Genomic DNA, 24969 nt, shown 5'->3' on the forward strand with positions numbered 1-24969 from the left:
GGCGTCTAGGTCTCGTCGGTCACCAGCGCGGCGGCGGCGCTGCGGATGATCGCCGGGATCTCGACCGATTTGCGCGTCTCGTTGTCCACGTAGACGTGCACGAAGGTGCCGGTGGCGGCCAACTCCAGATCTTCCCCTGTGGTGTCGGCGGCGGTGCCGGCGTCCAGGACGCGGAAGATCGCCAGATCGTAGGTGATGCTGGAGCGACCGAGGCGGCTGATTCGCAGCCCCACCCGCAGTTGGTCGGGAAAACTCAGCGAGCCCAGATACTGGCACGAGGTCTGGGCGACCACGCCGATCGCGGGCAGTTCCCGGATGTCGGTGCCGGTCGCGGCCATCAACCAGGCGTTGACCGCGGTGTCGAAGTACGAGTAGTAGGTCACGTTGTTGACGTGGCCGTAGTGGTCGTTGTCGGCCCATCGGGTCGGCACCGGCCAGAGCACCGGGTAGTCCTGCTGTGTGGTCACCGCCCCGACAATAGTGACGCGACCTCGGCGACGCGGGCGGAGGCGGCGGTGAACCCGGCGCGCCGCCGAAACGTGTCGGTGGTAGGTCATACACTCGAATCGAAACCGGTTACATCCGGGGCCCGTGCGGTGACGTCGACGATGCCGTGATCGTTCGGGAGACGGGGAGCCGCCGACCGCGGTCGGCGCCGCCGAATCAACGACGCTTCGACGCACTCCTCCGCTCCGGAGTCGTACCCGCGGGGCAGGCGCTTCGGGTGTTGGGCCCCAAGGGGATCCACGTGCCGGGCCGCCCGGTCCGGCACGGCCTTTCGTGCGGTGAACAATCGGTGCGCGCCCGGTACCGTCGAGTCGATGCATTCATCGGTGGAGACGACACGGCGCGGGACGGTTGCTCCGGCCGCTCGCCGCGCGCGGGCAGCGGTGTTCGCGACTTTCGCGCTCAACGGGTTCCTGGCCGCGATGTGGGTGGTGCACATTCCGGTCATCACCGATCGCACCGGGGTATCGCACGGAACCCTGGGATTACTGATTCTGGTGATGGCCGGCAGCGGCATCGTCGGTATGCAGGCGGCGGGTCCGCTCGCCGACCGCTTCGGCAGCCGGGCTCTGGTCGCCGCTGCCGTCAGCTGGCTGATCGTGGCGGTGAGCGGGCCGGCGTGGGCGACCGGACCGATCCAGCTCGGCCTCGCGCTGGCAATCTTCGGTTTCGGCAACGGCGCGCTCGACGTGTCGATGAACGCCCAGGCCGTGCAGGTCGAGCGGGTCTACGGCCGGCCGATCATGGCCGCGTTCCACGCACTCTTCTCCTGCGGCGGCCTGGTCGGCTCCCTCGCCGGCGCGGCGGCCATGCACGCCGGAGCCGATATCCGGGTGAGTTTCGCGGTCGCGGCGGTGCTGGGCCTGCTGGTGATGCTGGCCAGTGTGCCGAGTCTGCTCCCCCGCCCGCGCACGACCTCGCACATCGAACCGAGCGCCGCCGAATACGCAGCGCCGGCCGCCGACCACGCGGGCACCGCCGCCGCGGTGGCTCGCGAATCGGACGTGAAATCCGCCGTGGCATCGCAGGATTCCCGCACCCGACGCGGCGAATCCGTGCGGCGGCGCATCCGGCGTCTGCTCCCGCCGAAGGTACTGTCCTTGGCCGCCATCGCTTTCGCCCTGCTGATGGCCGAGGGCGTGGCCAACGACTGGAGCGCCCTGCAGACGCACGAACACCTGGGGGTCGGCGACGCCACCGCCGCACTGTCGTTCGGCGCGTTCTCCATCGCGATGACCGTCGGCCGCTTCACCGCGGACCGGGTCAGCGAACGCTTCGGCCGCGTCGCCGTCGTCCGCTGGGGTTCGGTCCTCGGCGCCGCCGGCCTCGCCGTCATCATGGTCTCGCCGTGGCTGCCGCTGAGCCTCGCGGGCTGGATCCTCGCCGGCCTCGGCCTCGCCGGCGGCGTCCCCCAAATCTTCACCGCCGCAGGCAATCTGGGCACCGCCACCGCCGCCACCGACATGTCCAAGGTCTTCGGCCTCGGCTACCTCGGCTTCCTCGCCGGCCCCTCGGTCATCGGCTGGCTCGCCCAACTCACCTCCCTCACCCTCGCCTTCACCTTCCCCCTGATAGCCGTCCTGCTCTGCGCCTGGTTCGCCGGGACCGTCGGGGACGCACACCGAGTTGTTGACCTGTAGGACAAAAACTCGTAGGGTTGCGGTATGGGCAGGCCGCGCAACTTCGAGACCGAGACCGTGGTGGATCGGGCGATGGATGCGTTCTGGACTCATGGGTATGCGAATACTTCGCCGGCGCAGCTGGCCGAGGCGACCGGGATCGGGAAGGGGAGTTTGTACAACACGTTCGGCAGTAAGCGGGAGCTGTTCGAGCGGGTGCTGAACCGCTACGACCGGATGGGTTCGGAAGTAGTCGGCGAGTTCATGGCGCGGCCGGGGACGGCACGGGAGTGCATCGGCGCGTTCATCCGGTTTCTGGTGGATTCCGATGTGGCGCAACCTGTTCGGCGTGGCTGTCTGGCGGTGAACACCGCTACCGAATTCTCCGCGCGGGATGCCGAGATCACGAAGGCGGTCCGGACCATGCAGGAGCACACCATGTCCGCCCTGGCCGAGCGGATCGATCAGGGTCGCCGCGACGGCGACGTGGCACAGGACGTCGATCCGCGAGCCGCCGCCGAATTCCTGATGAACACCATCGTGGGACTGCGCGTCATGGCCAAGACCAGCGATGCGGAGGCCCTGCACCGCATCATCGACACCGCACTGACCACATTCTGATATCTGGGCCGCGGTCGCGGCCCTTTTTCACCCTCGAATTTTTGACCTTAAGTTCAAGAAAGGGAACCTCATGGACCTCGAACTGACCGGCAAGACCGCCGTCGTCACCGGCGCGAGCCGAGGCATCGGACTGGCGATCGCCGAGGCGCTGACCGCCGAGGGCGCGCTGGTGGTCGGCGCGGCGCGCACCGTCACACCGGAGCTCGAAAAGGCAAGCATCGCAGCCTATTCGGTCGACCTCGGTACCTCCGAGGGCGCCACCACGCTGATCGATTCGGCACTGCGCGAACTCGGCGGCATCGACATCCTCGTCAACAATGTCGGCGGCGGCGACGCCGACCGGCTCGGGCTGGGCGCATTCACCGACATCACCGACGAGCAGTGGCGAACCCTGTTCGACCTCAACCTGTTCAGCGCCGTCTGGACCACGCGCGCGGCGCTGCCCAGCCTGCTGGAACGCCGCGGTTCGATCGTGAACATCTCCTCGATCAATTCGCGTCTGCCCGCGGCCGGACCGATCGGCTACAGCGAGGCCAAGGCCGCGCTCACCTCGCTGAGCAAACGCCTCAGTGAGGAATTGGCCCCGCGCGGCGTGCGCGTCAACACCGTATCCCCCGGTGTCGTGGGCACGCCGCTCTGGCGCGACCCGAACCGATTCGGCGGGAAACTCGCTGCGGCGCAGGGCATCTCGCACGACGATCTACTCGCGGGAATCAGCGAGAGTTTCGGCATCGCCTCGGGGCGGATCTCGGAGCCCGAGGAGGTGGCCGCGCTGGTCACCTTCCTCGTCTCCGTGCGGGCCGGCAACATCGTCGGCGCCGACTACGTCATCGACGGCGGAACATTGAAAGTCGCCTAGCCGCTACCGTTCGTGCTTGTGCCGCAGGCCGTTGCCCAGCGCCACGGCCGCGGCCAGCCACGCCCCGACACTCAGCACCGCAAAGCTGATCACGTAGGCGTGCAGCGACGGCACCCCGGTGTGCGCGCTCGGTCGTCGCAGTCGTCATCCACCGCGAGACCCGCTTCCCTGCTCTATGCTGACACGAGGAGGGGAAATGACATTTCAAGTCGATCCGGACGGACTGCGGGCCGCGGCCGGGGAGTTGGCGCTACTACCGACCGAGGTCGACAATGCGCCGAAACTCGACGCCGATCCGGTGGCGAAATTGCTCGCGGGTTTGTCGGTAGGGACCGAACTCGGCAAGTCCAATGCGGCGAGTACGCAAGCCAAAGACGTTCTGAAGGCGCGTTTCGACGAGTTCTCAGCCCTGTTGGTGACGTGTGCAGACAGCTTCCACGGCAAGGACCAAGACGCCGCTCAGCGCCTCGCCGCTGTCGCGGATCTGAATTCCGGCGACCCGCACGCGGGCCGGTAGCCATCATGCCGACTCCGAAAGAAGTACTGGCCATGGATACGTCGGGCCTGCAGGGCGTCGCCGACCGGGCCGGCCAGATTGCCGACGCTATCGTCAAAGTAGCGGGCACGCTGCACAAGACCATCCACGACGATCTGGCGTGGCAAGGCGCGGCTGCCCGAGCCGCTGAAGACAAAGCCGACCGCGAACAGACTCAGATGCGAGCGATTGCCACCGCATACGATGACCTCAGTGCCGCCTGCGCCGGCGCAGCTCGCGACCTTCAGTACCCGATAGCGGAAATCAAGACGATCTTTCAGCATTACGTCGTCCCGCCGGTTGCCGTCGCGGACGACTGGAGCACAACCGGCATACAAGATCCGAATTCCGAAGCGGGCGTACAGCTTTCTCGCCTGCCGGGACTGGCCGCCGGCCTCCGAACCGCCGATGCGCAGTGGAGCTCGGCCATCGCCACGGCCAACGACGAACTGACGAAGATGGCATCGACGACTACCTTGACGGCGATCAAGGTGGCTGATCAGAGCTTCAAATCCATAGATCCCCGAGCCGATCCGGATCGGATCCGCACCTCGGCCGCGGCGTTCCAGCAGTTGTTCGGGCGTCCGCCGACAACCGCATCCGACTGGAGTACCGCCGAGGTCCTGAACCCGAACAGCTACACTCCGGAGTTCAAAGGAGTCGGGCCCGAGATCCGTGTCGTCAAGATCACGCCCGTTCCTGGGCAGGGGTGGTTCGATCGTCTCAGTACATCGAGCAGCGTGATGTCTCCGACCCGGACCCCAACCCGCTCAATCTCAATCCCGGCGCTCGCGACTTGGGGAACAATCGAACGGCCGACCCGAACTTCGATCCCGAACATACGAAGGTCACTACGTATGTCGACTACGAGAACGGCATCGTCGTCATGCGCCAGAACCCGTCCGTCCGCGAGAACGACGACGGCAGCCCGGGCGAGGTCAAAGTTGGCGCGCCGGACGGGAAGGTGTGGCAGAACCCAGACGGGTCGGTCCGCATCCAGTACGACGCGGGTAACCCACTGCCGCCCTCTTGGATGACCAAACCTCCTGGCCTGGATGGCCACGATGTCACGGTCAACGGCGATTTGGTGTTCCAGCCCGGTCCGAACGGGGTCCAAGTGAACGGGACGCGCACCGATTACCCATCATTGGAGGTGTATCAAGACACCCCCGACGGGCGCACACAAACGATCGCGCTGGACCCGGCTCGATCCGGGAGCTCACTCGGCCCGGCCATGAATTTGCCTTTTCACCACGACATCGGCGTGGGAGGTGCGGCCTTCGGTCCGTTCACCGACTGGAACGACCGATACGACGTGCCAGGCAATCCGAAGCCGTCGACATCGTTCGGTCCGGTCACGGCGCCGCCTACCGCCCCAGTGCAGCGGATACCCGCGGGGGCGGCCTGAATGACGCCCTCTTCGTCGGAAGACGCGCGGTTCTGGCGCCTCGCCACATGGGGTGTCGCGGGCTTCTTCCTGCTGCAGTTGGTGGTCATGATGATCGCGGCGCGGGTGATGCACTCGGACACCAGCGGCACGATCTTCGGTTCGTTTCTCGCCGCCTCGGTGGTAGGTACCCTCATCGCCTCGCTCCTTCGATGGAAGGCGCGGGGGGCCGTCCGCGGTGTAGCTCTTGCCGCAGTGACCACCGCGGGCATATGGCTCGGGTCGTCTGTCCTCATCGGATGCCTCTATTTCGCGACCAGGTAGGAGCGTCCTGTGACCCGAGAACACTCCGCTCCGCAGTACCGGCGCGAAACCTGGTTCGGCCCATTGTCATTCAGAGCGGCTGCAGTGTGCCTCACGCTGAACGTGATTCCGTTCTTCATCAACGGATACCTGATCTTCGCGCTCGTCCTGCTGTACGCGATCGAATTGATCGGCGCTGCTCTGCTCTGCGCTCGCGGAGGGCGCGCGCGACAGCTTTGCACAGGCATCGCGGTGGCGTTGGTCGGCACTGCCGGCTGCTTTGTGCTGCTCCCCGCACTGGGACGGTTGTCCTGACGGTCATCCGCGTTCTCGATCCGCCAGAAATGTGGGATCCCGGTTACGGCATACGATAACCGCTGACCGCTACCGTTCGTGCTTGTGCCGCAGGCCGTTGCCCAGCGCCACGGCCGCGGCCAGCCACGCCCCGACACTCAGCACCGCGAAGCTGATCACGTAGGCGTGCAGCGAGGGCACCCTGGTGTGACCGATGGTGAGAGCGCTCAGAATCGAGGCCGTGATGGCGCCGGCGATACTGCCGCCCGCCGTACGCACCAGTGAGTTGATCCCGCTGGCGATTCCGCTCTCGCTCATCGGAACATGCTGGACGGCAAGGGTTCCCAGCGCCGCATAGCCGATCCCGAAGCCTATGCCCTGCAGCGTATTCGAGATGACCATGTCGTAGCCGTGCGCATTCGACAGCGCCAGCCATCCGGTCGCCGCGCCGGCGAAGGCCGCGCCGATGGCCAGGGTGAAGGCGGGTCCGATGCGCGCGGCGATGCGCCCGGTCCGGAAGGAGAAGAAGGTCATCAGCACCGAGCTGGGAATGCCGTAGAGACCCACGGCCAGCACCGAGCCGGACAGACCGTAGCCGACCTTGTCGGCGGGGGTCTGCACGAAATTCGAGATCAGGGTGAAGGAGCCGAACATCGCGAAGCCCAGCAGCGCAGACGCCATATTGGCCGACAGCGAGCGCGGGCCGACCAGCAGGGGCAAGCGCACCAGCGGCTGCGCGACCTTGCGCTCCACCAGCACCCACACCACCGCCAGCACGGCGGCCGCGGCGAACAGCCCGATCACGCTGGTCTCTCCCCAGCCCCAGCGCGGTCCCTCGCTGATGGCCAGCAGCAGGCACACCAGCAGACCGGCGAGCAGGACCGCGCCGAGATAGTCCGGCTGCCCGCCGTGGCGCTGCCCGACATCCTTGGCGCTCACCCCGACCAGCACTGTGGCGATCACGGCCAGCACCGCGGTCATCCAGAACACGGGATGCGGATTGGTGGTCTTGTCCGCGATGACGCCGGTCACCAGCATGCCGATGGTGCCGCCGACACCCATGGTGCCGCTGATGACGCCGATGGCGGTGGTGAGCCGCTCGCGCGGGAAGGTGTCGCGAATGATGCCGATGCCCAGGGGAATCAACGCCGACGACGTGCCCTGCAGCGCCCGGCCGACGATGTAGACCCCCAGCGAAGTCGCCACCGCGCAGACCACCGAACCGGCGATCAGCAGTCCCATACAGAACATCACCATGCGCTTCTTGCCGTACATGTCGCCGAAACGCGAAAGCAGCGGCGTGGCAACGGCTCCGGTGAGTAACGCGGCGGTGAACAACCACGTCACACCCGCGACGTCGGTGTGAAGTTGCCCGATCAGCCTGGGCAGCAACGGAATTACCACGGTCTGCTGCAGCGAGACCACGAGTCCTGCCGCGCACAGCGCCAGCAGCGTGACGACCAGGTGCGCCGGCGCACCGGTTTCGGAATCGGTTCCGGTGGATCGGCCGGTGACGGTCGACGTCATCTGAGTTCCCTATCTTTATACTTACCTAACTTAAGTAAGTTGGGTAGTAGGATAACCCTGTGCCGCGTTCCGAAGGAAGTCCCGAACCGGTGGTCGACGCCGACTACATCGTGGAACTCGAGCGCGCCCTGACCCGGATCGCGCACCTGCTCACCCGGGCCAGACGGCACGATCGCACCGTGGCCGCGGCCGGGGTGAATCTCGACCGCGCGAACGTGCCGCTGCTGCGGATGCTCGCCGACGCCGCGGAGCCCATGCGCATGGGTGAGCTCGCGGCCTGCCTGGATGTGGAGGCGCCGCATGTCACGCGTCAGATCCAGCGCCTGGAACGGGCCGGCTACGTCGATCGGGTGACCGATCCGGAGGACCGCCGGGCACAGCGGGTGCGCATCACCGACGAGGGCCGGGCCACCGTCGACGCTATCCGCGCGGTGAGCCGACGTCACATGCGCGACGCGCTGGCGGACTGGTCGACCGAGGACCTGCGTCAGCTCGCGGCGCTCAACCACCGCATGGTCGACGCGTTTCTCGACAGTGCCGAGCGCACCGACGCCTGGCGGCGATGACCCTCCTCAGCGCTCCTTGCGGTCGATCCGGATCCTGACGTCCGGCCACGGCGGATTCCGCACGACCGCGATCAAGGACAGCGTCGTCGCCACCAAGCCGACGAAGATGCCCAGCAGCGCGATGGCGGTGTCGTCGGTGACGGCATGCCAGCCGGTGTTCCCGTCCTGGATTACGAAGACGCCCAGCGGTCGCGCGCGCCGGAATTTTCCGCCGGGGCGTGTCACCGGGATGACCGTGGCGCCCTCGGGGGTCTGATAGGGCGTCCCGTAGACCGCCGAATCATCGCCCACCGCAGGCAGATCGAATCGCTCCCGAACCGTCATGTCGACCCCTTCCGGCTGTTGTGCGACGCTCCCGGCACCACCGCGCTCTGCGGGCCACTCTAGTCCGCCCCGTGCTGCCGGAAGGCACCGTGCACGCAAGGAAGCGGCCCGCAGCAGATGTGCTGCGGGCCGTTTCGGGTCCGAACCTGCGCCGCCACCGATGCGGTGGTGACGCCTCGATCGTTAGAGCGCCTTGAGTTCCTCGGTGACGGCTCCGACGGATTTCTTGGCGTCGCCGAACAACATGGAGGTGTGGTCGGCGTAGAACAGCGGGTTGTCGATGCCGGCGAAGCCGGAGTTCATCGACCGCTTCAGCACGATCACGCTCTTGGCCTGGTCGACGTTGAGCACCGGCATGCCGTAGATCGGGCTGGAGGAGTCCTCGCGCGCGGCGGGGTTGGTGACGTCGTTGGCGCCGATCACCAAAGCCACGTCGGTGCGCGAGAATTCGCCGTTGATGTCGTCCATTTCCTTGAGCGCGTCGTAGGAGACCTCGGCCTCGGCCAGCAGCACGTTCATGTGGCCGGGCATGCGACCCGCGACCGGATGGATGGCGTATTTGACCTCGACACCCTTGGCCTCCAGCAGCGAGGCCATCTCCTTCACCGCGTGCTGGGCCTGGGCGACGGCCATACCGTAGCCGGGCACCACGATCACCTGGTTGGCATAGGCCATCTGGATCGCGGCGTCGGCGGCCGAGGTGGCCTTGGCCTGCTTCTGCTCACCGCCACCGGCCGCGGCGGCACCGCCGCCACCACCGAAACCACCCGCGACGATGGCCGGGATGGACCGGTTCATGGCCTTGGCCATGAGGTTGGTCAGGATGGTGCCGGACGCGCCGACGATCATGCCGGCCACGATCATCGCGGTGTTGTTCAATGCCAGACCCGCGGCCGCCGCGGACAGACCGGTCAGCGCGTTGAGCAGCGAGATGACCACCGGCATGTCCGCGCCGCCGATCGGCAGCACGACCATCAGACCGAGCACCGCGGCCAGCACCAGCAGCAGCACCATCCACCACCACGGCGCGCCGTCCTTGGTGGCGCCGATACCGATGACCACCGCGGAGGCGATCGCGCCCAGGGCCAGCAGCAGGTTGACCGGCTGCTGCAGTTTCCCGAGCCCGATCGGGCGGCCGGGCAGGATCTCCTGCAGCTTGCCGAACGCGATCAGTGAGCCCCAGAACGAGATCGAACCGATGACCGCCGCGAACAGCGAACCGATGATGATGTGCACGGTGGGCTGCTCGTGCAGCGACGAAAAGCCGTCGCTGTTGAGGAATTCCGACCACGCGATCAACGCGACCGTGCCACCACCGACACCGTTGAACGCCGCCACCAGCTGCGGCATCGCCGTCATCTTGGTGAACTTCGCCGGCGGAACACCCAGCGCCACACCGACAACCAGGCCCGCGATGATGATGATCCAGTTCGAGGTGTCCCGGATGGAGATGAACGTCGCGATCACCGCGATGCCCATACCGACCGCCGCGATCCAGTTACCACGCACCGCGGTCTTCGGACCGGTCAAGCCCATCAGGCCATAAATGAACAGCGAGAACGCGACGATATAAAGGATGTTGACCAGATTGTCCATGAGTCAGCGGCCCGCCTTCTCGGTATTTCCAGGGCGCTCCGCGCCCGACGCAGCGGGCTTCTTGCCCTTGAACATCCCCAGCATCCGGTCGGTCACCACGAAACCACCGACCACGTTCAGCGTTCCGAACACCACCGCGACGAACAGAATGATCTGCGTGATCACCGACGGGTGCTCGACCTTGCCGAGGGTGACCAGCGCACCCAGCACCACGATGCCGTGAATGGCGTTGGTGCCCGACATCAGCGGGGTGTGCAAGGTGTTGGGCACCTTGGAGATCACCGCGAAACCCACGAATCCGGACAGCACCAGAATCGCGATATTGGCCAAAAGCTCGGTATACATCAGCCCTGCTCCTCGGAATCGGCGGGACGGCTCGGCGCACCGGCCACACAGGAATCGGCGAGTACCTGGTCGCCGAAATCGGGCTCGAGCTCGCCGTCTTTCAGCATCAGCTCCAGCAGCGCCGCAATATTCTTCGAGTACAGCTCCGAGGCGTGCTCGGGCATCGTCGCCGGCAGATTCAGCGGCGAGCAAATCGTGACACCGTGCTTGACCACCGTCTTACCGGGCTCGGTCAGCTCGCAGTTGCCGCCGGTCTCCCCCGCCAGGTCGACGATCACACTGCCGGGCTTCATCCCCTCCACCGCCGCGGCGGTCACCAGACGCGGCGCCGGGCGACCCGGCACCAGCGCGGTGGTCACCACCACGTCGAAACCCTTGATGGCATCTTCCAAAGCCTGCTGCTGCTGGGCCTTTTCGTCCTCGGTCAGCTCGCGGGCGTAACCACCCTCGCCGGCCGCATCGATACCCAGATCCAGCCACTGCGCACCCACCGACCGCACCTGGTCGGCCACCTCGGGCCGCACGTCGTATCCGGTGGTGCGCGCACCGAGACGCTTGGCGGTCGCCAGGGCCTGCAGACCCGCGACACCCACACCGAGCACCAGCACCGTCGCCGGCTTCACCGTGCCCGCCGCCGTGGTCAGCATCGGGAAGAAGCGCGTCGACTCCGACGCCGCCAGCAACACCGCCTTGTACCCGGCGACATTGGCCTGCGAGGAGAGCGCGTCCATCACCTGCGCACGCGAGATGCGCGGGATCGCCTCCACGGCGAATGCGCGCACGCCCGCGTTCTGCAGCGCACCGATCTTGTTGTCGGCGTTGCGCGGAGCGAGGAATCCGATCAGCGTCTGGCCCTCGGACAGTTTGGCGATCTCGGCGTCGTTGGGCGGGGCCACCTTCACCACGACCTCGGCCTGCCACGGATCACCGATCGTCGCGCCCGCGGCCTCGTAGGCTTCGTCCGGAATCAATGCCCCGACACCCGCGCCGGCTTCGACGACGACCTGTACACCCTGCTTCACCAGGCTCGGGATGATCTTCGGCACCAACGCGACGCGTCGTTCGTCGGCATTGGTCTCACGAACCACACCGACACGCGTGCGGTGCGACGCGCGACTGTCGTCGCCGGGCTGCGCGCCCTCGTTCGCGCCCTGCGTTGTCTCCACTGGTCAACTTCCTTACTTGTGACGGCAAGCTGGCCCCCTGATGTCCAGGTGGGCCGCCTGTTGGGTCTGGCCGAGCGGAACTTACTTTTCAGTAAGGTCCGAAATAATTCTCGCAACTGTACCCGGCAGGCCGGTGAGATTAGTTGAGATCAACATCACATCACACCACGGCTTTTCCCTCGATTGCCGCTTCACGCAGCGCAGAAGCGGGCTATGCCGGGTGCGCCTTACGCCGTAATGTCTGCGTGGTGAGTGGCTGTATCTTCTGCCGGATCGTCGCGGGCGACGCGCCGGCGACGCGGATCTACGAGGACGAGCGCGTGTACGCCTTCCTCGACATCCGGCCGATCACCCGGGGACACACCCTGGTGATTCCGAAAAGCCATGCCGCCCACCTCGACGAACTCGACGCCGAACTGGGCGCGGACCTGTTTCGCGTGGGCCATCGCATCGCAAAGGCGTTGCGGCGCAGCGATCTCGGCGCCGATGGCGCGAATCTCGTACTCAACGACGGTAAAGCGGCCTTCCAGACGGTGCATCACGTCCACCTGCACGTGGTGCCGCGCCGCGGTGGTGACCTGTTCACCTTCGCCCGCGGCTTCCTGCTGCGACGGCCGCACGATCCGACGGCCACCGCGGCCGCGCTCCGCACCGGGCTCGACCGGCTCGGCGCGGAACCGGACCGACTCGACCCGACCGACAGGGAGACTCGTTCATGAGCACAGCCTCACTCGACCGCGCCGAACTGACCAGTGCGCTCTCCGGCCAGTGGGATGTGCTGGCGGAACTGACCGCCGGATTGGACGAGGACCGCTGGCGGCTGCCGTCACCGCTGCCGGGGTGGACGATCTTCGACGTGCTCGCCCATGTCGTCGGCACCGAATCGATGCTGCTAGGCGAGTCGCTACCCCAGGTGGACCGTGACGTTCACGCCTTCGACCACGTCCGCAACGACACCGGAGCGCTGAACGAGATGTGGCTGGAATCGCTGCGACCGCTGCGCGGCGACGAACTGCTGCGGCGGTTCACCGAGGTGACCGACCGGCGCCGCGCCGCGCTGGCGGCCGTCGACGAGGCCGCCTGGACCGCCGATATCCAGTCCCCGATCGGGGTGGTGCCGTACGGCAGGTTCATGCGGGTGCGGTTGTTCGACTGCTGGATGCATCAACTCGACATCACCGACGCGCTCGGCGGCGATGCGAAAGCCCTGGGTATGGACGAGGGCGGCCGGCGCGCCGAGATCGCACTGGACGAGATCGAACCCTTCCTCGGGCGCGTGGTGGTCAAGCGGGGCGGCGCGCCCGACGGATCCCGCATCACGATCGAGACCACCGGTCCCGTCGCCCGGACCGTCCACATCCGCGTCGACGGGCGCGCGGACGTCGTCGCGACCCTCGATCGTCCGGCCGACACCGTCGTTCGGCTGAGTTCGAGCCTGTTCGCCCGCCTGTGCGGCGGACGCACCGCCGCCGCGGATCATCGCGACGAGATCGAGGTCGACGGCGACCGCGCACTGGGTGAGCGGATCGCCGCGAATCTCGCCTTCACCATCTGACTCGCCGTGCGACTCTTCCTGTCCAGCTACCGATTCGGCGCCCATTACGACCGGTTCGCCGAGCTGGTCGGCGGTCCGGGGCCGATCGCGGTCGTTCCGAACGCCTGCGATGCGTGGCCGTCCGCGTGGTCCGGCGCGGTGACCAGCGATCTAGTTCCCCTGCGGCGCAGCGGTTTTCGGCCCGAGGTGGTCGATCTGCGCGATTACATCGGTCGTCGCGCCGAATTGGAGCGGGTGCTGCGCGGATATCCGGCGCTGTGGGTTCGCGGCGGCAACACCTTCGTCCTGCGGGCCCAGTTCGCCCGCAGCGCGGCCGATCTCGTTCTACGTGACCTGTTGGCCGAGGACGCGCTGGCCTACACCGGGTACAGCGCGGGCGCCTGCCTGCTCACTCCCGACCTGCACGGCCTGGAGGACGCCGACGATCCGGCCGAGGTGCGGCTCGCCTGTGGTATCGATCCGCGCTGGGACGGACTGGGACTGGTGGACCGGGCGATCGTCCCTCATGTGGATTCGCCGGCCACCGATCCGGACGGCCACGGCACCCGCCTGGCCGCCCGTTTGCGCGTGGCGGGAACGCCGCACTGGGCGCTGACCGACGACGATGCCGTCGTGGTCGACGGTGCACGCACCGAGGTGCTGACCGCAGCCGGCTGACCCGGCACGGTCCGGCCGCGATCGTGCTCACCCGAGGGTGATACCCGTTCGCTCACACCGCTTTTCGCCCCATTCGTACAGCGCGGTCAACACCGGAACCAGGCTGCGCCCCTCGGCGGTCAGATCGTATTCCACCTGCGGCGGGACGGTATCGAATACGGTCCGGCTGACGAGACCGTCGGCCTCGAGCTCGCGCAGTTGCTGCACCAGCATCTTCTCGCTGGTCGAGGGCATGGCCCGGCGCAGGTGACCGTAGCGCCGCACCCCCTCCTTCAAATGCGCGAGGATCACCGGTTTCCACTTCCCACCGATCAGGTCGACAGTGACCTCGACCGGGCAGTAATACCGACGCTGCGACATCGCGCTCACCTACTTACCGAAAAGTGCGCTCTTGTAACACTGTAATCGCGGGACTTGCATGGATCTCATGAAAGTTATCGCCTTCGACCGCTTCAAACCCGGGGTCACGCTCGAGACCATCACACCGTATCTGCCCGAGGAGGTCGCGAATGTGTGGCGCCTCTGGAAGGCCGGAATCGTCCGGGAGAACTACGCCCGTGCGGACGAATCGGGGGTGGTGATCGTCTTCGAGGTGGACAGTGTCGCGGAGGCCCAGCGATATGTGGACGATTTCCCGTTGTCCAAGAGAGGCTTTCTGGAATGGACCTACGTTCCGGTGACCGCCCCACTCCCGCTCGAGGCGCTCATGGAAGCGTCGGTCGACACGGCCGAACCCTACGATCGGACCAGGTGAGCAGTATATGCGGCATGCATTCGGACTCGACATCGCCCTGACCGTGGCGGACGCGTGCGATCCGGCTCGGACCGCGGTGCTGATCTACGACATGCAGGTCGGCATCGTCGGTCAGATCGCCGCCGGGCAGCAGATCGTCGATGCCTGCGTCCGGCTTCGTGATACGGCTCGAGCCAACGGTTTTCGCGTGTTCTACACCCGGCACATGTCACTGCCGCCGGCCGCGGCCGGGGTGGCGCAGCTGCGGACGGCCATGGCGTGGCAGCGCGTGGACGATCCGAGCCGGGTGCGGTCGATGTTCCCGCAGGGCTCACCGCAGTATCACCTGGTTCCGGAGCTGACCCCCGGCCCGGACGAGGTAGTTTTCGACAAGATCACCATGTCGGCCTTCGCGGGCACACCCCTGGATATCGCCCTGCGTGACCTGCGCATCGATACCGTCGTGATCGCGGGGATCGCGCTCGAGGTCGGTATCGAGCCGACGGTGCGGCATGCCATCGATCTGGGTTATCTGCCGATCACGGTGACCGACGCCTGTGGCGCCGGACATGCCGATGCGGCCGAACGGTCATATGCCGCAATGGCTTTCGCCGGCGGATCGCTGACCACCGACCTGGCCACCCTCGAGACGGAGATCGCCGCGCGGCGTTGGCGGGTGTAAGGCTCAGGATTCCTCGCGCGGCGCCACGATCCGGCGCGCGGCGTCACGCACCCAGTTGCGCAGCTCCGCCGGATCGTCGGGGCCGCCGACGACGAACCGCCGGGATTGCGGGAGCGCCTGCTGATAGTTGATCAGCCCGGTCAGCAGGGTGAGCAGATAGCCGGGCGGCATATCGTCGCGCAGCAGTCCCCGCCGTTGTGCGGCCTCGACCTTCTCGATCTTGTCCCGGTAGCGGCGCGCGCGGGCCTCGCCGGCGGTCACTCGGTCCGGCGCGAGTTCCAACGCCTCCCACATCTGCAACCGGAGGAATTCCGGATGTTCGCGGTGGTAGGCGATATGGGCGTCGACCCAGGCATCGATATCGTCGATATCGGTCGAGACCGCCGCGGCCACATCGAGCATCGCCTTCTCCAGCACCTGTTCGAACAGGTGTTGTTTGTCGCCGAAGTAGGCGTAGATCAGCTGCTTGTTGGCCTTGGCGTTGCGGGCGATGCGATCCACTCGGGCACCGGCGATCCCGTGGGCGGCGAACTCCTCGGTCGCCGCCTCGAAGATGCGGGCCTTGGTGGCCTCAGGATCGCGCGGGGGCATGCCATCGATGCTAACCAACCAATTGGTTGACACGACGTCGCGGGCGCTGGAATAGTTCTAACCAACCGGTTAGTTACATCTTATGCGGAGACCGATCCGCATCCCGCGGCGCAGCGCGGCGCCGTCGATACTCTCGACCGATTCCGGGGAGTCCGATATGCCCACCCTCGAAACACCCACCGCCCCACCACTTCTGCGTACGCCGCCGGCCGAGCCCGTGCCCTACCCGGCGCGCTGGCGGGTGCTGCCGGTGGTGCTGAGTGCCATGTTCATGGCGATGTTCGACTGGTTCGTCGTCAATGTCGCCGCCTCCTCGCTACAACACGATCTGAACGCCGGCGAAGCGGCGCTGGAACTGATCGTCGGCGGCTACGGCTTCGCCTACGCCTCGGGCCTGATCACGGGCGGCCGGCTCGGCGACCTGTTCGGCCATCGGCGCCTGTTCGTCGTCGGCATGCTGGCCTTCACGGTGGCGTCGCTGCTCTGCGGCCTCGCACCGAATGCTTGGGCGCTGGTCGGCGCGCGCGTCCTGCAGGGCGGCACCGCGGCGCTGATGGTGCCGCAGATGCTGGCACTGATCAACACCCTGTTCCCGCCGCTCGAACGGCCCCGGGCGATGGCCGCGTTCGGCGCCACCATCGGCCTCGGCGCGGTCGCGGGCCAGGTGCTCGGCGGCGTGCTGCTCGACGCCGATCTGTTCGGCTGGGGCTGGCGGACCATTTTCTACATCAACGTGCCGATCGGACTGGTCGCGGCCGCCCTGGCCGCACGCTGGCTGCCCCGCACCGGCAGCACTCGCCGGGCGCGGCTGGATCCCGTTGGCGCCGTGGGCATTTCCGCGGCACTGGCACTGCTGCTGATTCCGATCACACTGGGCCGGCCGGAGGGCTGGCCGCTGTGGACCTGGGTGTCGATGGCGGCCGCGGCGCCGGTGCTGCTGGCGACCCTGCGTTACGAGAACCGGCTGGCACGCCGCGGCGGAGAACCGGTCCTCGACACCGCCATGGTTCGCGAACGCGGCTTCAGCCTCGGCCTCGTGATCGCGGGCGGCTATCTGACCTTCTTCGCCGGATTCATGCTCTGCCTGACGCTGATGCTGCAGGGCGGCCTCGGATTGTCGCCGCTGCGTGCGGGTTCGGCGTTCGCGCCGCTGGGACTCTGCTTCGCGGGCAGTTCACTGTTCCTGGCACCGCGGGTCGCCAACCGGTTCGGCAACCGGGTCATGGTGATCGGAACCTGCACCAGCCTGACCGGCCTGGGAATCACCCTGGCTGTGCTGGTCGGCATGGGCACGCAGGTGAGCGCCCTCGCGTTGATTCCGGGCATGATGGTCGTCGGCCTCGGCAACGGGATGACGATCCCGTCGGTGGTCTCGGCCGTGCTGTCCTCGGGCATCCCCGCACCGCAGGCCGGGATGGCGGCCGGCGTGCTCACCACCGCGCAGCAGTTCGGAAACGCCATCGGCGCAACCGTTCTCGGCGTCATCTTCTTCTCGGCGCTGGGCGCGGTGCACAGCACCGGCAGCTATGTGACCGCCATGGAGATGGCCGCGGTAGCCGGGATCGCGGTCCTCGCCGTGGTGCTCGCCGCCGCGCTGGCGCTACCGCGGCACACCCGCTGATGCGCTCGATGTCCCTGGCTACCCGGCCGGGGGCATCGTCGTGCCGGTTACAGGTACAGGCCGGTGCCGTGTTCGGGGCGTTCGCTCGCCACCGCGTGCAGATCGCGCTCGCGCAGCACCAGGTAGGCCTGACCCTGCACCTCCACCTCGAACTGGTCCTCGGCGCTGAACAGCACACGGTCGCCGACGCCCACGCTGCGCACATGCGAACCCACCCCGCTGACCTCACCCCAGGTCAGCCGCTTCGCCACCTGCGCGGTGGCGGGAATCAGAATGCCGCCGCTGCTGCGTCGTTCGCCCTCCTCCTGGGAGACGCGAACCATGATCCGGTCGTGGAGCATCTGGATCTCTAGCTTGGCATCGGACACCGCGGCAGTGTACTGCGCACGGATCCCGCGCGAGCACGTAGGTTCGGGGTGTGGACATCGCAACACTCGCAGACCGGCTTCCCGACGGCACGGTCGTCACCGATCCCGACATCCTCGCCGGGTACCGCCACGACCGCGCGCTCGATCCACAGGCCGGAATGCCGGCGGCACTGGTCCGGCCGCTGACCACCGAACAGGTCGCGACCGTGGTCGGCTGGGCGCACGAACATCGGGTCCCGCTGGTGCCGCGCGGCGCCGGAACCGGACTGTCCGGCGGCGCGACCGCGCAGGACGGCGCCCTGCTGGTGAGTACCGAACGCATGCGGGAGATCACGGTCGATCCGGTCACCCGCACCGCCGTCACCCAGCCCGGACTGCTGAACGCCGAGGTCAAACGGGCGGCGGCCGAACACGGACTGTGGTATCCGCCGGATCCGTCATCGTTCGAGATCTGCTCGATCGGCGGCAACGCGGCCACCAACGCCGGCGGGCTGTGCTGCGTGAAATACGGCGTCACCACCGACTACATCCTGGGTATGGAGGTGGTGCTCGCCGACGGCACGGTGGTGCGGCTGGGCGGGCCGCGACTCAAGGATTCCGCCGGGCTGTCGCTGACCAAACTGTTCGTCGGCAGCGAGGGCACCCTCGGCATCATCACCGAGCTGACGCTGCGGTTGCTGCCCGCGCAGCCGCAGCAGAGCACCGTGGTCGCCACGTTTTCCACTCTCACCGCGGCTACCGCGGCGATCGAGGCGATCGCGGCCCGGCTGCGTCCCTCGATGCTGGAATTCATGGACTCGGTGGCGATCAACGCCGTCGAGGACGAGATGCGGATGGGACTCGATCGCGAGGCCGCAGCCATGCTGGTGGCCCGCTCGGACGCTCCCGGCGAATACCGGGCCCGGGAGGCCGCGATCATCGCCGAGGCCTGCGAAAGCGCCGGAGCCGCCGAGGTTTTCCGGACCGAGGACCCCGAGGAGGGCGAAGCGTTCTGCGCCGCACGGCGATTCGCCATCCCCGCGGTGGAACGCAAGGGTCCGCTCCTGCTCGAGGACGTCGGCGTGCCGCTACCGCGCCTGGGCGAGCTGGTCACGGGTATCGCCGAGATCGCCGCGCGGCGGGAGGTGCTGATCTCGGTGATCGCGCACGCCGGTGACGGCAACACCCACCCGCTGATCGTCTACAACCCCGCCGATGCGGACGAGACCGCACGCGCGCATCAGGCCTTCGGCGAGATCATGGACCTGGCTATCGCGCTGGGCGGCACGATCACCGGCGAACACGGCGTCGGCCGGTTGAAGAAGGCGTGGCTACCGGATCAGGTCGGTCCGGAGGTGATGGATCTGACCCGGCGCATCAAGGAAGCCCTGGATCCGCACGGCATCCTCAATCCGGGCGCGGTGCTCTGAACTCGGACCGGCCGGAAAAATCTCGCAAATCGGACATTCGACGGCTAGGCTGCGAAATGTCGGACGAGCTGAATCGAGTCTGCGGGAGCTGACCCGCGCGGAACAAATCGTGGCGACGACGGAGTTCTACCTGATATGACGACCAGGCTCGAGCACAATACGGCCGCCGGCCGCTACGAGATCTACATCGACGACACTCTCGCCGGCTACGCGGATTACGCCGAGAACAGCGTGGGCGACAAGCCGATTCGCGATCTCAACCACACCCTCACCTTCCCGGAGTTCCGCGGGCGCGGGGTGGCGGCGCAACTGGTGGAATACGCGCTCACCGACTGCCGCGACAACGGCTTCAGCGTCGTGCCGACCTGCTGGTACGTGGAGCAGTACATCGGCGACCATCGCGAATACGCCGATCTGGTCGCCTAGCGGTCCTCCTGCGGCGCCGTGGTCTCCGCGTCAGATCCGGCGCCGCCAGACCAGGAACTGGCGGTCGCCGACCGTCCCCATCGCCTCGATCACGGCGGCGTTGTCGAAGCCCGGTAGTTTCTGCAGGCGGGCCAGGAACTCGGTGTCGGCAGCGGAATGCGGGACCACGCAACCGTTCCCGCGCACACCGATCAGTACGAAGAACACGTCGTCGGCGAAGGGACCGTCGGCGGTGGTGATGATGCGCACCTCGGTCAGCTCCAGCCAGGTGACCTCTTCGATTCGCCCGTTGTCCAGGGTGCGGCGGACGAACCTGTCGGTGATCTCCACGCCTGCCATGCATCAATAGTGCGCTGCGAAAGCCGTTGGGACAATTCCGAATTCGCCCGATTGCGATTGAACGAACATTTGAAATTGCATCTGAAAGTACTTCGCAGAGATTTTCGTGGCACTACCGTTCTACCAGCGAAAATTGCCGGTAATTCACTGAATTCGGCGCTTCGATACCGTAACGCGTCCTGACAACTCACCGTGCGCGACGCGCCACGAGGCAGTGCCGCTTCGGTTCGATGTCACAAGCGAACGCGGGCGGCGCCGAGTCGTTCCCCGGCGCCGCGCGCGTCGTCGATCGGGTCTGCGATCAGCGCAGCAGCTGGCGCGACATGACCAGACGCTGAATCTGGTTGGTGCCCTCGTAGATCTGGGTGATCTTGGCATCGCGCATCATCCGCTCCACCGGGAAATCGGTGGTGTAGCCGGCGCCGCCGAACAGCTGCACGGCGTTGGTGGTGACCTCCATCGCCACATCGGAGGCGAAGCACTTGGAGGCGGCGGAGATGAAGCCCAGGTTCTTCTCACCACGCTCGGCGCGTGCGGCGGAGGTGTAGACCATCAGGCGCGCGGCCTCGACCTTCATCGCCATATCGGCGAGCATGAACTGGGTGTTCTGGAAATCGGCGATGGCCTTGCCGAACTGCTTGCGGTCCTTGGTGTAGGCGATCGCGGCGTCCAGCGCACCCTGGGCCAGGCCGACGGCCTGCGCGCCGATGGTGGGCCGGGTGTGGTCGAGGGTCTGCAGCGCGGTCTTGAAACCGGTGCCCTCGGCGCCGATGATCCGGTCACCCGGGATGCGGCAGTTCTCGAAGTACAGCTCGGCGGTCGGCGAACCCTTGATGCCCAGCTTGTGCTCGAGCGGGCCGACCACGAAGCCCTCGTCGTCCTTGTGGACCATGAACGCGGAGATGCCGTTGGCGCCCTTCTCGGGATCGGTCACCGCCATCACGGTGTACCAGGTGGACTGGCCGCCGTTGGTGATCCAGCACTTGGAGCCGTTGATCACCCAGTCGTCACCGTCGCGCTTGGCGCGGGTGCGCATGGAGGCGGCGTCCGAACCGGCCTCGCGCTCGGACAGGCAGTAGGAGGCCATCTTGCCCTCGACGAGGTCGGGCAGCACCTTCTGCTTCAGCTCCTCCGAACCCTGCAGGATCAGGCCCATCGTGCCGAGCTTGTTCACCGCCGGGATCAGCGAGGACGAACCACAGACGCGGGCGACCTCCTCGATGACGATGCAGGTGGCGACCGAGTCGGCGCCCTGGCCGCCGTAGGCCTCGGGGACGTGGACCGCGTTGAAGCCCGCGGCGTTCAGCGCGTCCAGGGCCTCCTGCGGGAACCGGGCGTTGCCGTCGACATCCTTGGCGTGCGGGGCGATCTCCTTCTCGGCCAGGCCGCGAATCGCCGCGCGCAACTCGTCGTGGATGTCGTCCAACTTGAACAGTTCGAAATCGGGGTTGCCCGCCATGGGTTCACTCCTGGTCGTGGGGTTTCGATTCGCCTGGTCCGCGAATCCCGGCACTACACTGGCGCACCTCGGCACTCAGTGCCAGTCGGGTTCGACTATACGCCGTCCGAGGGCGACGACGTGAGGGGATGGCCGGAATCCGGCGTGGCACTCAGTGCCAAATATTGGATTCAGTGCCCGATTCACAGATTATCGAGGCGGTCGGCCAGGAGGTCGGCGACCTGCCGTGCGGGCATCTCGCGCGGGAAGACCGCGACCACCATCTCACCCGGCTCCGGGGCCGCACCGGGGGGCGCGATCGCCCGGACCGCCGCGCGCAGATCGGCCGCGCTCGCCTCGGACCGACCCCGCACCATGCGGCGCAGCAGATAGTTGTGGGTGGCGGTGACGGCCGCACTGAACTGGATCAGCGCGAGATCGGGCACCTCCGGCAGCCGATCGCGCAGATAGTCGGTGAACAGCCGTTCGTACCGGAAGACGGTCACGATCTCACGGTCGCGCAGTGCCGAGGCCTGCCGGACCACCCGGTACCGGCGCGCGGCCAGTTCCCTGGTCTCGGTGAACCGCTCGAAGATCCCGACCACCGCCTCCCGCACCGCATCCCACGGATCCCCCTGCGCCGCGGCCAGATACGCCTTCGCCCGGGCGAGCTGCTCCTCGTGGTCGGCGAAGACCACATCCTCCTTCGACCGGAACTGCCGAAAGAACGTCCGCCGCGAAATCCCCGCCGCCTCCGCGATCTCGTCCACCGTCGTCGCCTCGTACCCCTGCTCGGCAAACAGCCGCAACGCATGATCGACCACAGCCAGCCGAAACTCCGCGGCGTCGGCAGCACGAACGGGGGTCGAATTGTCGCTGGGCACCCCACAACGGTAATCGGTATGTTCGAGCGACCATGTCTGCGCCGTACGAGGAGATCCCGGGTACTCCGACGACACCGCTCAGGTATCGATGGGTGCCGCGGTGGCAGCCGGGGGCGCGTTCGACGGTGACCGCCGAGCAGTTCCGGGCGATGCTCGCGGCACCGCCCGGATCGTCCTAACCCAGCAGGCGGGTGCGCAGGGCTTCGTCCTTGTCGAGAACCAGTTTTTCCAGGTCGGCCTGGAACTGTTCCATGCGGGTGCGCAGGTGGGGGTCGGTGGCGGCGAGGATGCGGACGGCGAGCAGGCCCGCGTTGCGGGCGCCGCCGATGGAGACCGTGGCGACGGGGACGCCGGCGGGCATCTGCACGATCGACAGCAGGGAGTCCATGCCGTCGAGGTATTTCAGCGGCACCGGAACGCCGATCACCGGCAGCGGGGTCGCCGAGGCGACCATGCCGGGCAGGTGGGCGGCGCCACCGGCACCGGCGATGATCACCTTGACGCCGCGACCGGCGGCCTCGCGGGCGTAGTCGAGCATGCGCTGCGGCGTGCGATGCGCCGAGACGACACCGACCTCGAAGCGAATCCCGAACTCCGCCAACGCTTCCGCGGCGGCTTCCATCGTGGGCCAGTCGGAATCGCTGCCCATGATCAGGCCGACCGCCGGAGCGGAGCCTGCGGAGCGACCATCGAACACAGCTGCGCCCTCCTCTTTGTCACTCATGGGGATCCCATCCATCGGTCCACACCGCGTGCGACATCCAGTGCGCCGCCCGTTCGGCCTTCTCCCGCACCTCGGCCACGTCGTCACCGAGGATGTTGACATGCCCGATCTTGCGCTTCGGGCGTTCGCCCTTGCCGTAGAGATGCACCCTCGCCTCCGGCATCCGCGCGAACAGGTGGTGCAGCCGCTCGTCCATCGACATCGCCGGCGCCTCGGCCGCGCCGAGGATGTTCGCCATCACCGTCACCGGCGCCAGCGGCGTGGTGGCACCGAGCGGATAGTCGAGAACCGCACGCAGATGCTGTTCGAACTGCCCGGTGACGGCACCGTCCATCCCCCAGTGCCCGGAATTGTGCGGGCGCATGGCCAGTTCGTTGACCAGCAGTTCACCGGCGTGGGTTTCGAACAGCTCCACGGCCATCGCACCGGTGACGCCGAGCTCGGCGGCCAGCCGCAGAGCCAGCGATTCGGCCTCGGTCGCGGCCTCGTCCGACAGCTGCGGCGCGGGCGCGATCACCACGGCACACTGGCCCTCGCGCTGCACGGTCTCCACCACCGGCCAGGCCGCGGCCTGCCCGAACGGCGAGCGCGCCACCATCGCGGAGAGCTCACGCTTCAGATCCACCCGCTGCTCGGCGAGCAAGATCACACCGTGCCCGAGCTGGTCGGTGACGATGCGCTCGGCCTCGGCGGCGTCGTCGATCATCCACACGCCGCGCCCGTCGTAGCCGCCGCGCACCGCCTTCAGCACGAACGGACCGTGTTCGGCGAGGAAACCGGTGGCATCCGCGACGTTCTCGACCGCGGTGAACGCCGGGACCGGCACGCCCATCTCGGCCAGTTTGCGCCGCATCGCGAGCTTGTCCTGGGCGTAGACCAGCGCGGCCGGCGGCGGCTGCACGTTCACGCCCTCGGCCACCAGCGCCAGCAGATGTTCGGTCGGCACATGTTCATGATCGAAGGTCACCGCGTGCGTACCGACGGCAACCTTGCGCAGGGCCGCCAGGTCGGTATGCGATCCGAGGACCAGCTCGGGGCTGACCTGGGCCGCCGGATCGTCGGGTCGCTCGGCCAGGACCCGCAGGCACTGCCCCAGCGCCACGGCGGCCTGATGCGTCATTCGCGCCAGCTGCCCGCCGCCGATCATCGCGACGGTCGGCATTCCACCACCTTCGAAACTGCGCGAAACCGGCATCGGTTCACCCTCGGCAACCTCTTGCACCCCGGTGGAGGGGTCCATCGATGGCCCACTACGCTCGCTCACAGCCCACCATGTTGTCATGCGCCCACACGCGGGGATGAGTGCGGGTTGATTGCCCAGCGCGGGACGGACGTAGACTCACCGGGTGCCATTTGTCGACGATGTGGTCAACATCCTCCCCAAAACACTACGGGACCTCGCTATTCGTCATCACGAGCTGATCAAGTTCGCGATTGTCGGAGCGACCACTTTCGTCATCGACAGCGGTATCTTCTACATCCTCAAATTGACGGTTCTCGAGTCGAAACCGATCACGGCCAAGATCATTTCCGGAGTAATCGCGGTCATCGCGTCCTACATCCTGAACCGGGAATGGTCTTTCAAGGGGCGCGGCGGTCGTGAGAAACACCACGAAGCCCTGTTGTTCTTCGTGGTCAGCGCCATCGGTGTGCTGCTGTCGAATCTCCCGCTGTGGGTTTCGCGGTATTTCTTCCATCTGCACGTTCCCGATGTCAGCTTGACCGTGGAGAACATCGCCGACTTCGTCAGCGCCTTCATCATCGGCAACATCCTGCAGATGGTGTTCCGATTCTGGGCGATGAAGCGCTGGGTGTTCCCCGACGAAATCGACGCACTGGTCGAAGAATTCGAAGAACTGTACGAGGAAGAGAAACCGCTCGGCTTCAGCTGAA

At 67.0% G+C, this 24969-nt stretch carries 31 protein-coding genes; 16 read left to right on the plus strand and 15 right to left on the minus strand.

Annotation, left to right across the window (positions count from 1 at the left end; translation table 11 throughout):
* Positions 1-5 precede the first annotated feature (5 nt).
* Positions 6-467, minus strand: coding sequence for an acyl-CoA thioesterase (locus tag ACPCUW_RS00325; protein ID WP_082857200.1), 462 nt, complete (start codon positions 465-467; stop codon positions 6-8).
* A gap of 354 nt (positions 468-821) precedes the next feature.
* Between ACPCUW_RS00325 and ACPCUW_RS00330 the strand changes: the two genes are divergently transcribed.
* The 5 genes from ACPCUW_RS00330 to ACPCUW_RS00350 all read left to right on the plus strand — a co-directional run bounded on the left by ACPCUW_RS00330 (position 822) and on the right by ACPCUW_RS00350 (position 5178).
* Positions 822-2147: an MFS transporter gene (locus ACPCUW_RS00330; protein ID WP_423423346.1), complete on the plus strand. Its 1326-nt coding sequence runs from the start codon at positions 822-824 to the stop codon at positions 2145-2147.
* Positions 2148-2171: 24 nt separating this feature from the next.
* Positions 2172-2747: a TetR/AcrR family transcriptional regulator gene (locus tag ACPCUW_RS00335; protein WP_104367450.1), complete on the plus strand. Its 576-nt coding sequence runs from the start codon at positions 2172-2174 to the stop codon at positions 2745-2747.
* Positions 2748-2817: 70 nt separating this feature from the next.
* Positions 2818-3606 (plus strand): oxidoreductase, encoded by a 789-nt coding sequence (locus ACPCUW_RS00340; RefSeq protein WP_423423347.1) that lies wholly within the window; start codon positions 2818-2820, stop codon positions 3604-3606.
* A gap of 196 nt (positions 3607-3802) precedes the next feature.
* Positions 3803-4123: a hypothetical protein gene (locus tag ACPCUW_RS00345; protein WP_423423348.1), complete on the plus strand. Its 321-nt coding sequence runs from the start codon at positions 3803-3805 to the stop codon at positions 4121-4123.
* A 5-nt stretch (positions 4124-4128) separates the two neighbouring features.
* Positions 4129-5178 (plus strand): hypothetical protein, encoded by a 1050-nt coding sequence (locus ACPCUW_RS00350; RefSeq protein WP_423423349.1) that lies wholly within the window; start codon positions 4129-4131, stop codon positions 5176-5178.
* 211 nt (positions 5179-5389) lie between these two features.
* Here ACPCUW_RS00350 and ACPCUW_RS00355 read toward each other — a convergent pair whose 3' ends face one another.
* A complete protein-coding gene (locus ACPCUW_RS00355) occupies positions 5390-5725 on the minus strand; it encodes a hypothetical protein (RefSeq protein WP_423423350.1) in 336 nt (111 codons plus the stop codon).
* Between the two features lie 136 nt (positions 5726-5861).
* Between ACPCUW_RS00355 and ACPCUW_RS00360 the strand changes: the two genes are divergently transcribed.
* Entirely contained in the window at positions 5862-6146 is a 285-nt protein-coding gene (locus ACPCUW_RS00360) for a hypothetical protein (RefSeq protein WP_423423351.1), read from the plus strand.
* A 69-nt stretch (positions 6147-6215) separates the two neighbouring features.
* Here ACPCUW_RS00360 and ACPCUW_RS00365 read toward each other — a convergent pair whose 3' ends face one another.
* Positions 6216-7652 carry an MFS transporter gene (locus tag ACPCUW_RS00365; RefSeq protein ID WP_423423352.1) on the minus strand — a complete coding sequence of 479 codons (1437 nt, stop codon included), beginning with the start codon at positions 7650-7652 and terminating at the stop codon, positions 6216-6218.
* A 59-nt stretch (positions 7653-7711) separates the two neighbouring features.
* Between ACPCUW_RS00365 and ACPCUW_RS00370 the strand changes: the two genes are divergently transcribed.
* Positions 7712-8218, plus strand: coding sequence for a MarR family winged helix-turn-helix transcriptional regulator (locus tag ACPCUW_RS00370; RefSeq protein WP_423423353.1), 507 nt, complete (start codon positions 7712-7714; stop codon positions 8216-8218).
* A gap of 6 nt (positions 8219-8224) precedes the next feature.
* Here ACPCUW_RS00370 and ACPCUW_RS00375 read toward each other — a convergent pair whose 3' ends face one another.
* The 4 genes from ACPCUW_RS00375 to ACPCUW_RS00390 all read right to left on the minus strand — a co-directional run bounded on the left by ACPCUW_RS00375 (position 8225) and on the right by ACPCUW_RS00390 (position 11571).
* A complete protein-coding gene (locus ACPCUW_RS00375) occupies positions 8225-8542 on the minus strand; it encodes a hypothetical protein (RefSeq protein WP_063015956.1) in 318 nt (105 codons plus the stop codon).
* Between the two features lie 183 nt (positions 8543-8725).
* Positions 8726-10138: an NAD(P)(+) transhydrogenase (Re/Si-specific) subunit beta gene (locus ACPCUW_RS00380; protein WP_423423354.1), complete on the minus strand. Its 1413-nt coding sequence runs from the start codon at positions 10136-10138 to the stop codon at positions 8726-8728.
* 3 nt (positions 10139-10141) lie between these two features.
* Positions 10142-10483 carry an NAD(P) transhydrogenase subunit alpha gene (locus ACPCUW_RS00385; RefSeq protein WP_063011164.1) on the minus strand — a complete coding sequence of 114 codons (342 nt, stop codon included), beginning with the start codon at positions 10481-10483 and terminating at the stop codon, positions 10142-10144.
* Positions 10483-11571, minus strand: coding sequence for a Re/Si-specific NAD(P)(+) transhydrogenase subunit alpha (locus ACPCUW_RS00390; RefSeq protein ID WP_063015973.1), 1089 nt, complete (start codon positions 11569-11571; stop codon positions 10483-10485). Before ACPCUW_RS00390 ends, ACPCUW_RS00385 begins: the two co-directional genes overlap by 1 nt.
* A 326-nt stretch (positions 11572-11897) precedes the next feature.
* Between ACPCUW_RS00390 and ACPCUW_RS00395 the strand changes: the two genes are divergently transcribed.
* Genes ACPCUW_RS00395 through ACPCUW_RS00405 form a run of 3 tightly spaced genes read left to right on the plus strand, consistent with a single transcriptional unit; the run spans position 11898 to position 13861 of the window.
* A complete protein-coding gene (locus ACPCUW_RS00395) occupies positions 11898-12368 on the plus strand; it encodes an HIT family protein (RefSeq protein ID WP_064905684.1) in 471 nt (156 codons plus the stop codon).
* Positions 12365-13204, plus strand: a complete 840-nt coding sequence (locus tag ACPCUW_RS00400; RefSeq protein WP_063015954.1) for a maleylpyruvate isomerase family mycothiol-dependent enzyme — start codon at positions 12365-12367, stop codon at positions 13202-13204. Before ACPCUW_RS00395 ends, ACPCUW_RS00400 begins: the two co-directional genes overlap by 4 nt.
* A 6-nt stretch (positions 13205-13210) precedes the next feature.
* The gene (locus ACPCUW_RS00405; RefSeq protein ID WP_423423355.1) at positions 13211-13861 is read left to right on the plus strand and encodes a Type 1 glutamine amidotransferase-like domain-containing protein; all 651 of its coding nucleotides are present in this window, start codon (positions 13211-13213) and stop codon (positions 13859-13861) included.
* 27 nt (positions 13862-13888) lie between these two features.
* Here ACPCUW_RS00405 and ACPCUW_RS00410 read toward each other — a convergent pair whose 3' ends face one another.
* Positions 13889-14221: a winged helix-turn-helix transcriptional regulator gene (locus ACPCUW_RS00410; protein WP_030513638.1), complete on the minus strand. Its 333-nt coding sequence runs from the start codon at positions 14219-14221 to the stop codon at positions 13889-13891.
* Between the two features lie 67 nt (positions 14222-14288).
* On the opposite strand from ACPCUW_RS00410, the gene ACPCUW_RS00415 reads away from it, so the two are divergent.
* Both ACPCUW_RS00415 and ACPCUW_RS00420 read left to right on the plus strand, forming a co-directional pair.
* Positions 14289-14615 (plus strand): hypothetical protein, encoded by a 327-nt coding sequence (locus tag ACPCUW_RS00415; RefSeq protein WP_423423356.1) that lies wholly within the window; start codon positions 14289-14291, stop codon positions 14613-14615.
* A gap of 7 nt (positions 14616-14622) precedes the next feature.
* The gene (locus tag ACPCUW_RS00420; RefSeq protein WP_305779309.1) at positions 14623-15276 is read left to right on the plus strand and encodes a cysteine hydrolase; all 654 of its coding nucleotides are present in this window, start codon (positions 14623-14625) and stop codon (positions 15274-15276) included.
* A 3-nt stretch (positions 15277-15279) separates the two neighbouring features.
* Here ACPCUW_RS00420 and ACPCUW_RS00425 read toward each other — a convergent pair whose 3' ends face one another.
* Positions 15280-15867: a TetR/AcrR family transcriptional regulator gene (locus ACPCUW_RS00425; RefSeq protein WP_063015951.1), complete on the minus strand. Its 588-nt coding sequence runs from the start codon at positions 15865-15867 to the stop codon at positions 15280-15282.
* Positions 15868-16024: 157 nt separating this feature from the next.
* Here ACPCUW_RS00425 and ACPCUW_RS00430 point away from each other — a divergent pair, with 157 nt between their 5' ends.
* Entirely contained in the window at positions 16025-17488 is a 1464-nt protein-coding gene (locus ACPCUW_RS00430) for an MFS transporter (RefSeq protein WP_218400007.1), read from the plus strand.
* Between the two features lie 47 nt (positions 17489-17535).
* Here the strand turns inward: ACPCUW_RS00430 and ACPCUW_RS00435 are convergent, their stop codons facing one another.
* A complete protein-coding gene (locus ACPCUW_RS00435; RefSeq protein ID WP_030513633.1) occupies positions 17536-17856 on the minus strand; it encodes a GroES family chaperonin in 321 nt (106 codons plus the stop codon).
* A 50-nt stretch (positions 17857-17906) separates the two neighbouring features.
* Here ACPCUW_RS00435 and ACPCUW_RS00440 point away from each other — a divergent pair, with 50 nt between their 5' ends.
* Both ACPCUW_RS00440 and ACPCUW_RS00445 read left to right on the plus strand, forming a co-directional pair.
* Positions 17907-19265, plus strand: coding sequence for an FAD-binding oxidoreductase (locus ACPCUW_RS00440; RefSeq protein WP_064911246.1), 1359 nt, complete (start codon positions 17907-17909; stop codon positions 19263-19265).
* Between the two features lie 135 nt (positions 19266-19400).
* Positions 19401-19691, plus strand: a complete 291-nt coding sequence (locus ACPCUW_RS00445) for a GNAT family N-acetyltransferase (RefSeq protein WP_423423357.1) — start codon at positions 19401-19403, stop codon at positions 19689-19691.
* 30 nt (positions 19692-19721) lie between these two features.
* Here the strand turns inward: ACPCUW_RS00445 and ACPCUW_RS00450 are convergent, their stop codons facing one another.
* The 5 genes from ACPCUW_RS00450 to ACPCUW_RS00470 all read right to left on the minus strand — a co-directional run bounded on the left by ACPCUW_RS00450 (position 19722) and on the right by ACPCUW_RS00470 (position 24271).
* Positions 19722-20030: a hypothetical protein gene (locus ACPCUW_RS00450; protein WP_030513629.1), complete on the minus strand. Its 309-nt coding sequence runs from the start codon at positions 20028-20030 to the stop codon at positions 19722-19724.
* Positions 20031-20331: 301 nt separating this feature from the next.
* The gene (locus ACPCUW_RS00455; protein WP_063015949.1) at positions 20332-21489 is read right to left on the minus strand and encodes an acyl-CoA dehydrogenase; all 1158 of its coding nucleotides are present in this window, start codon (positions 21487-21489) and stop codon (positions 20332-20334) included.
* A 182-nt stretch (positions 21490-21671) separates the two neighbouring features.
* Positions 21672-22352 (minus strand): TetR family transcriptional regulator, encoded by a 681-nt coding sequence (locus ACPCUW_RS00460; RefSeq protein ID WP_063015948.1) that lies wholly within the window; start codon positions 22350-22352, stop codon positions 21672-21674.
* A gap of 175 nt (positions 22353-22527) precedes the next feature.
* Positions 22528-23001, minus strand: a complete 474-nt coding sequence (purE, locus tag ACPCUW_RS00465) for a 5-(carboxyamino)imidazole ribonucleotide mutase (protein WP_030513619.1) — start codon at positions 22999-23001, stop codon at positions 22528-22530.
* A gap of 67 nt (positions 23002-23068) precedes the next feature.
* The gene (locus tag ACPCUW_RS00470) at positions 23069-24271 is read right to left on the minus strand and encodes a 5-(carboxyamino)imidazole ribonucleotide synthase (RefSeq protein WP_342749284.1); all 1203 of its coding nucleotides are present in this window, start codon (positions 24269-24271) and stop codon (positions 23069-23071) included.
* A gap of 151 nt (positions 24272-24422) precedes the next feature.
* Here ACPCUW_RS00470 and ACPCUW_RS00475 point away from each other — a divergent pair, with 151 nt between their 5' ends.
* Complete coding sequence (locus ACPCUW_RS00475; protein ID WP_063011191.1) at positions 24423-24968, plus strand: GtrA family protein; 546 nt, start codon at positions 24423-24425, stop codon at positions 24966-24968.
* Position 24969: the final 1 nt, after the last annotated feature.

Origin of the sequence: Nocardia sp. AB354 (assembly GCF_049538315.1) — a bacterium.
In the GTDB taxonomy this organism is placed as follows: Bacteria; Actinomycetota; Actinomycetes; order Mycobacteriales; family Mycobacteriaceae; genus Nocardia; species Nocardia nova.

Excerpts from the sequence above, each read along its gene's own strand:
- ACPCUW_RS00450 (WP_030513629.1), bottom strand. The coding sequence starts at position 20,030 with ATGGCAGGCGTGGAGATCACCGACAGGTTCGTCCGCCGCACCCTGGAC.
- ACPCUW_RS00415 (WP_423423356.1), top strand. The coding sequence starts at position 14,289 with ATGAAAGTTATCGCCTTCGACCGCTTCAAACCCGGGGTCACGCTCGAG.
- ACPCUW_RS00355 (WP_423423350.1), bottom strand. The coding sequence starts at position 5,725 with ATGAGGGTACCTACCACCGAGGCGGCGAGAAACGAACCGAAGATCGTG.
- ACPCUW_RS00335 (WP_104367450.1), top strand. The coding sequence starts at position 2,172 with ATGGGCAGGCCGCGCAACTTCGAGACCGAGACCGTGGTGGATCGGGCG.
- ACPCUW_RS00430 (WP_218400007.1), top strand. The coding sequence starts at position 16,025 with ATGCCCACCCTCGAAACACCCACCGCCCCACCACTTCTGCGTACGCCG.
- ACPCUW_RS00410 (WP_030513638.1), bottom strand. The coding sequence starts at position 14,221 with ATGTCGCAGCGTCGGTATTACTGCCCGGTCGAGGTCACTGTCGACCTG.
- ACPCUW_RS00455 (WP_063015949.1), bottom strand. The coding sequence starts at position 21,489 with ATGGCGGGCAACCCCGATTTCGAACTGTTCAAGTTGGACGACATCCAC.
- ACPCUW_RS00340 (WP_423423347.1), top strand. The coding sequence starts at position 2,818 with ATGGACCTCGAACTGACCGGCAAGACCGCCGTCGTCACCGGCGCGAGC.
- ACPCUW_RS00425 (WP_063015951.1), bottom strand. The coding sequence starts at position 15,867 with ATGCCCCCGCGCGATCCTGAGGCCACCAAGGCCCGCATCTTCGAGGCG.
- ACPCUW_RS00375 (WP_063015956.1), bottom strand. The coding sequence starts at position 8,542 with ATGACGGTTCGGGAGCGATTCGATCTGCCTGCGGTGGGCGATGATTCG.
- ACPCUW_RS00400 (WP_063015954.1), top strand. The coding sequence starts at position 12,365 with ATGAGCACAGCCTCACTCGACCGCGCCGAACTGACCAGTGCGCTCTCC.
- ACPCUW_RS00420 (WP_305779309.1), top strand. The coding sequence starts at position 14,623 with ATGCGGCATGCATTCGGACTCGACATCGCCCTGACCGTGGCGGACGCG.
- purE (WP_030513619.1), bottom strand. The coding sequence starts at position 23,001 with ATGGGCAGCGATTCCGACTGGCCCACGATGGAAGCCGCCGCGGAAGCG.
- ACPCUW_RS00345 (WP_423423348.1), top strand. The coding sequence starts at position 3,803 with ATGACATTTCAAGTCGATCCGGACGGACTGCGGGCCGCGGCCGGGGAG.
- ACPCUW_RS00385 (WP_063011164.1), bottom strand. The coding sequence starts at position 10,483 with ATGTATACCGAGCTTTTGGCCAATATCGCGATTCTGGTGCTGTCCGGA.
- ACPCUW_RS00470 (WP_342749284.1), bottom strand. The coding sequence starts at position 24,271 with ATGCCGGTTTCGCGCAGTTTCGAAGGTGGTGGAATGCCGACCGTCGCG.
- ACPCUW_RS00365 (WP_423423352.1), bottom strand. The coding sequence starts at position 7,652 with ATGACGTCGACCGTCACCGGCCGATCCACCGGAACCGATTCCGAAACC.
- ACPCUW_RS00380 (WP_423423354.1), bottom strand. The coding sequence starts at position 10,138 with ATGGACAATCTGGTCAACATCCTTTATATCGTCGCGTTCTCGCTGTTC.
- ACPCUW_RS00350 (WP_423423349.1), top strand. The coding sequence starts at position 4,129 with ATGCCGACTCCGAAAGAAGTACTGGCCATGGATACGTCGGGCCTGCAG.
- ACPCUW_RS00445 (WP_423423357.1), top strand. The coding sequence starts at position 19,401 with ATGACGACCAGGCTCGAGCACAATACGGCCGCCGGCCGCTACGAGATC.
- ACPCUW_RS00330 (WP_423423346.1), top strand. The coding sequence starts at position 822 with ATGCATTCATCGGTGGAGACGACACGGCGCGGGACGGTTGCTCCGGCC.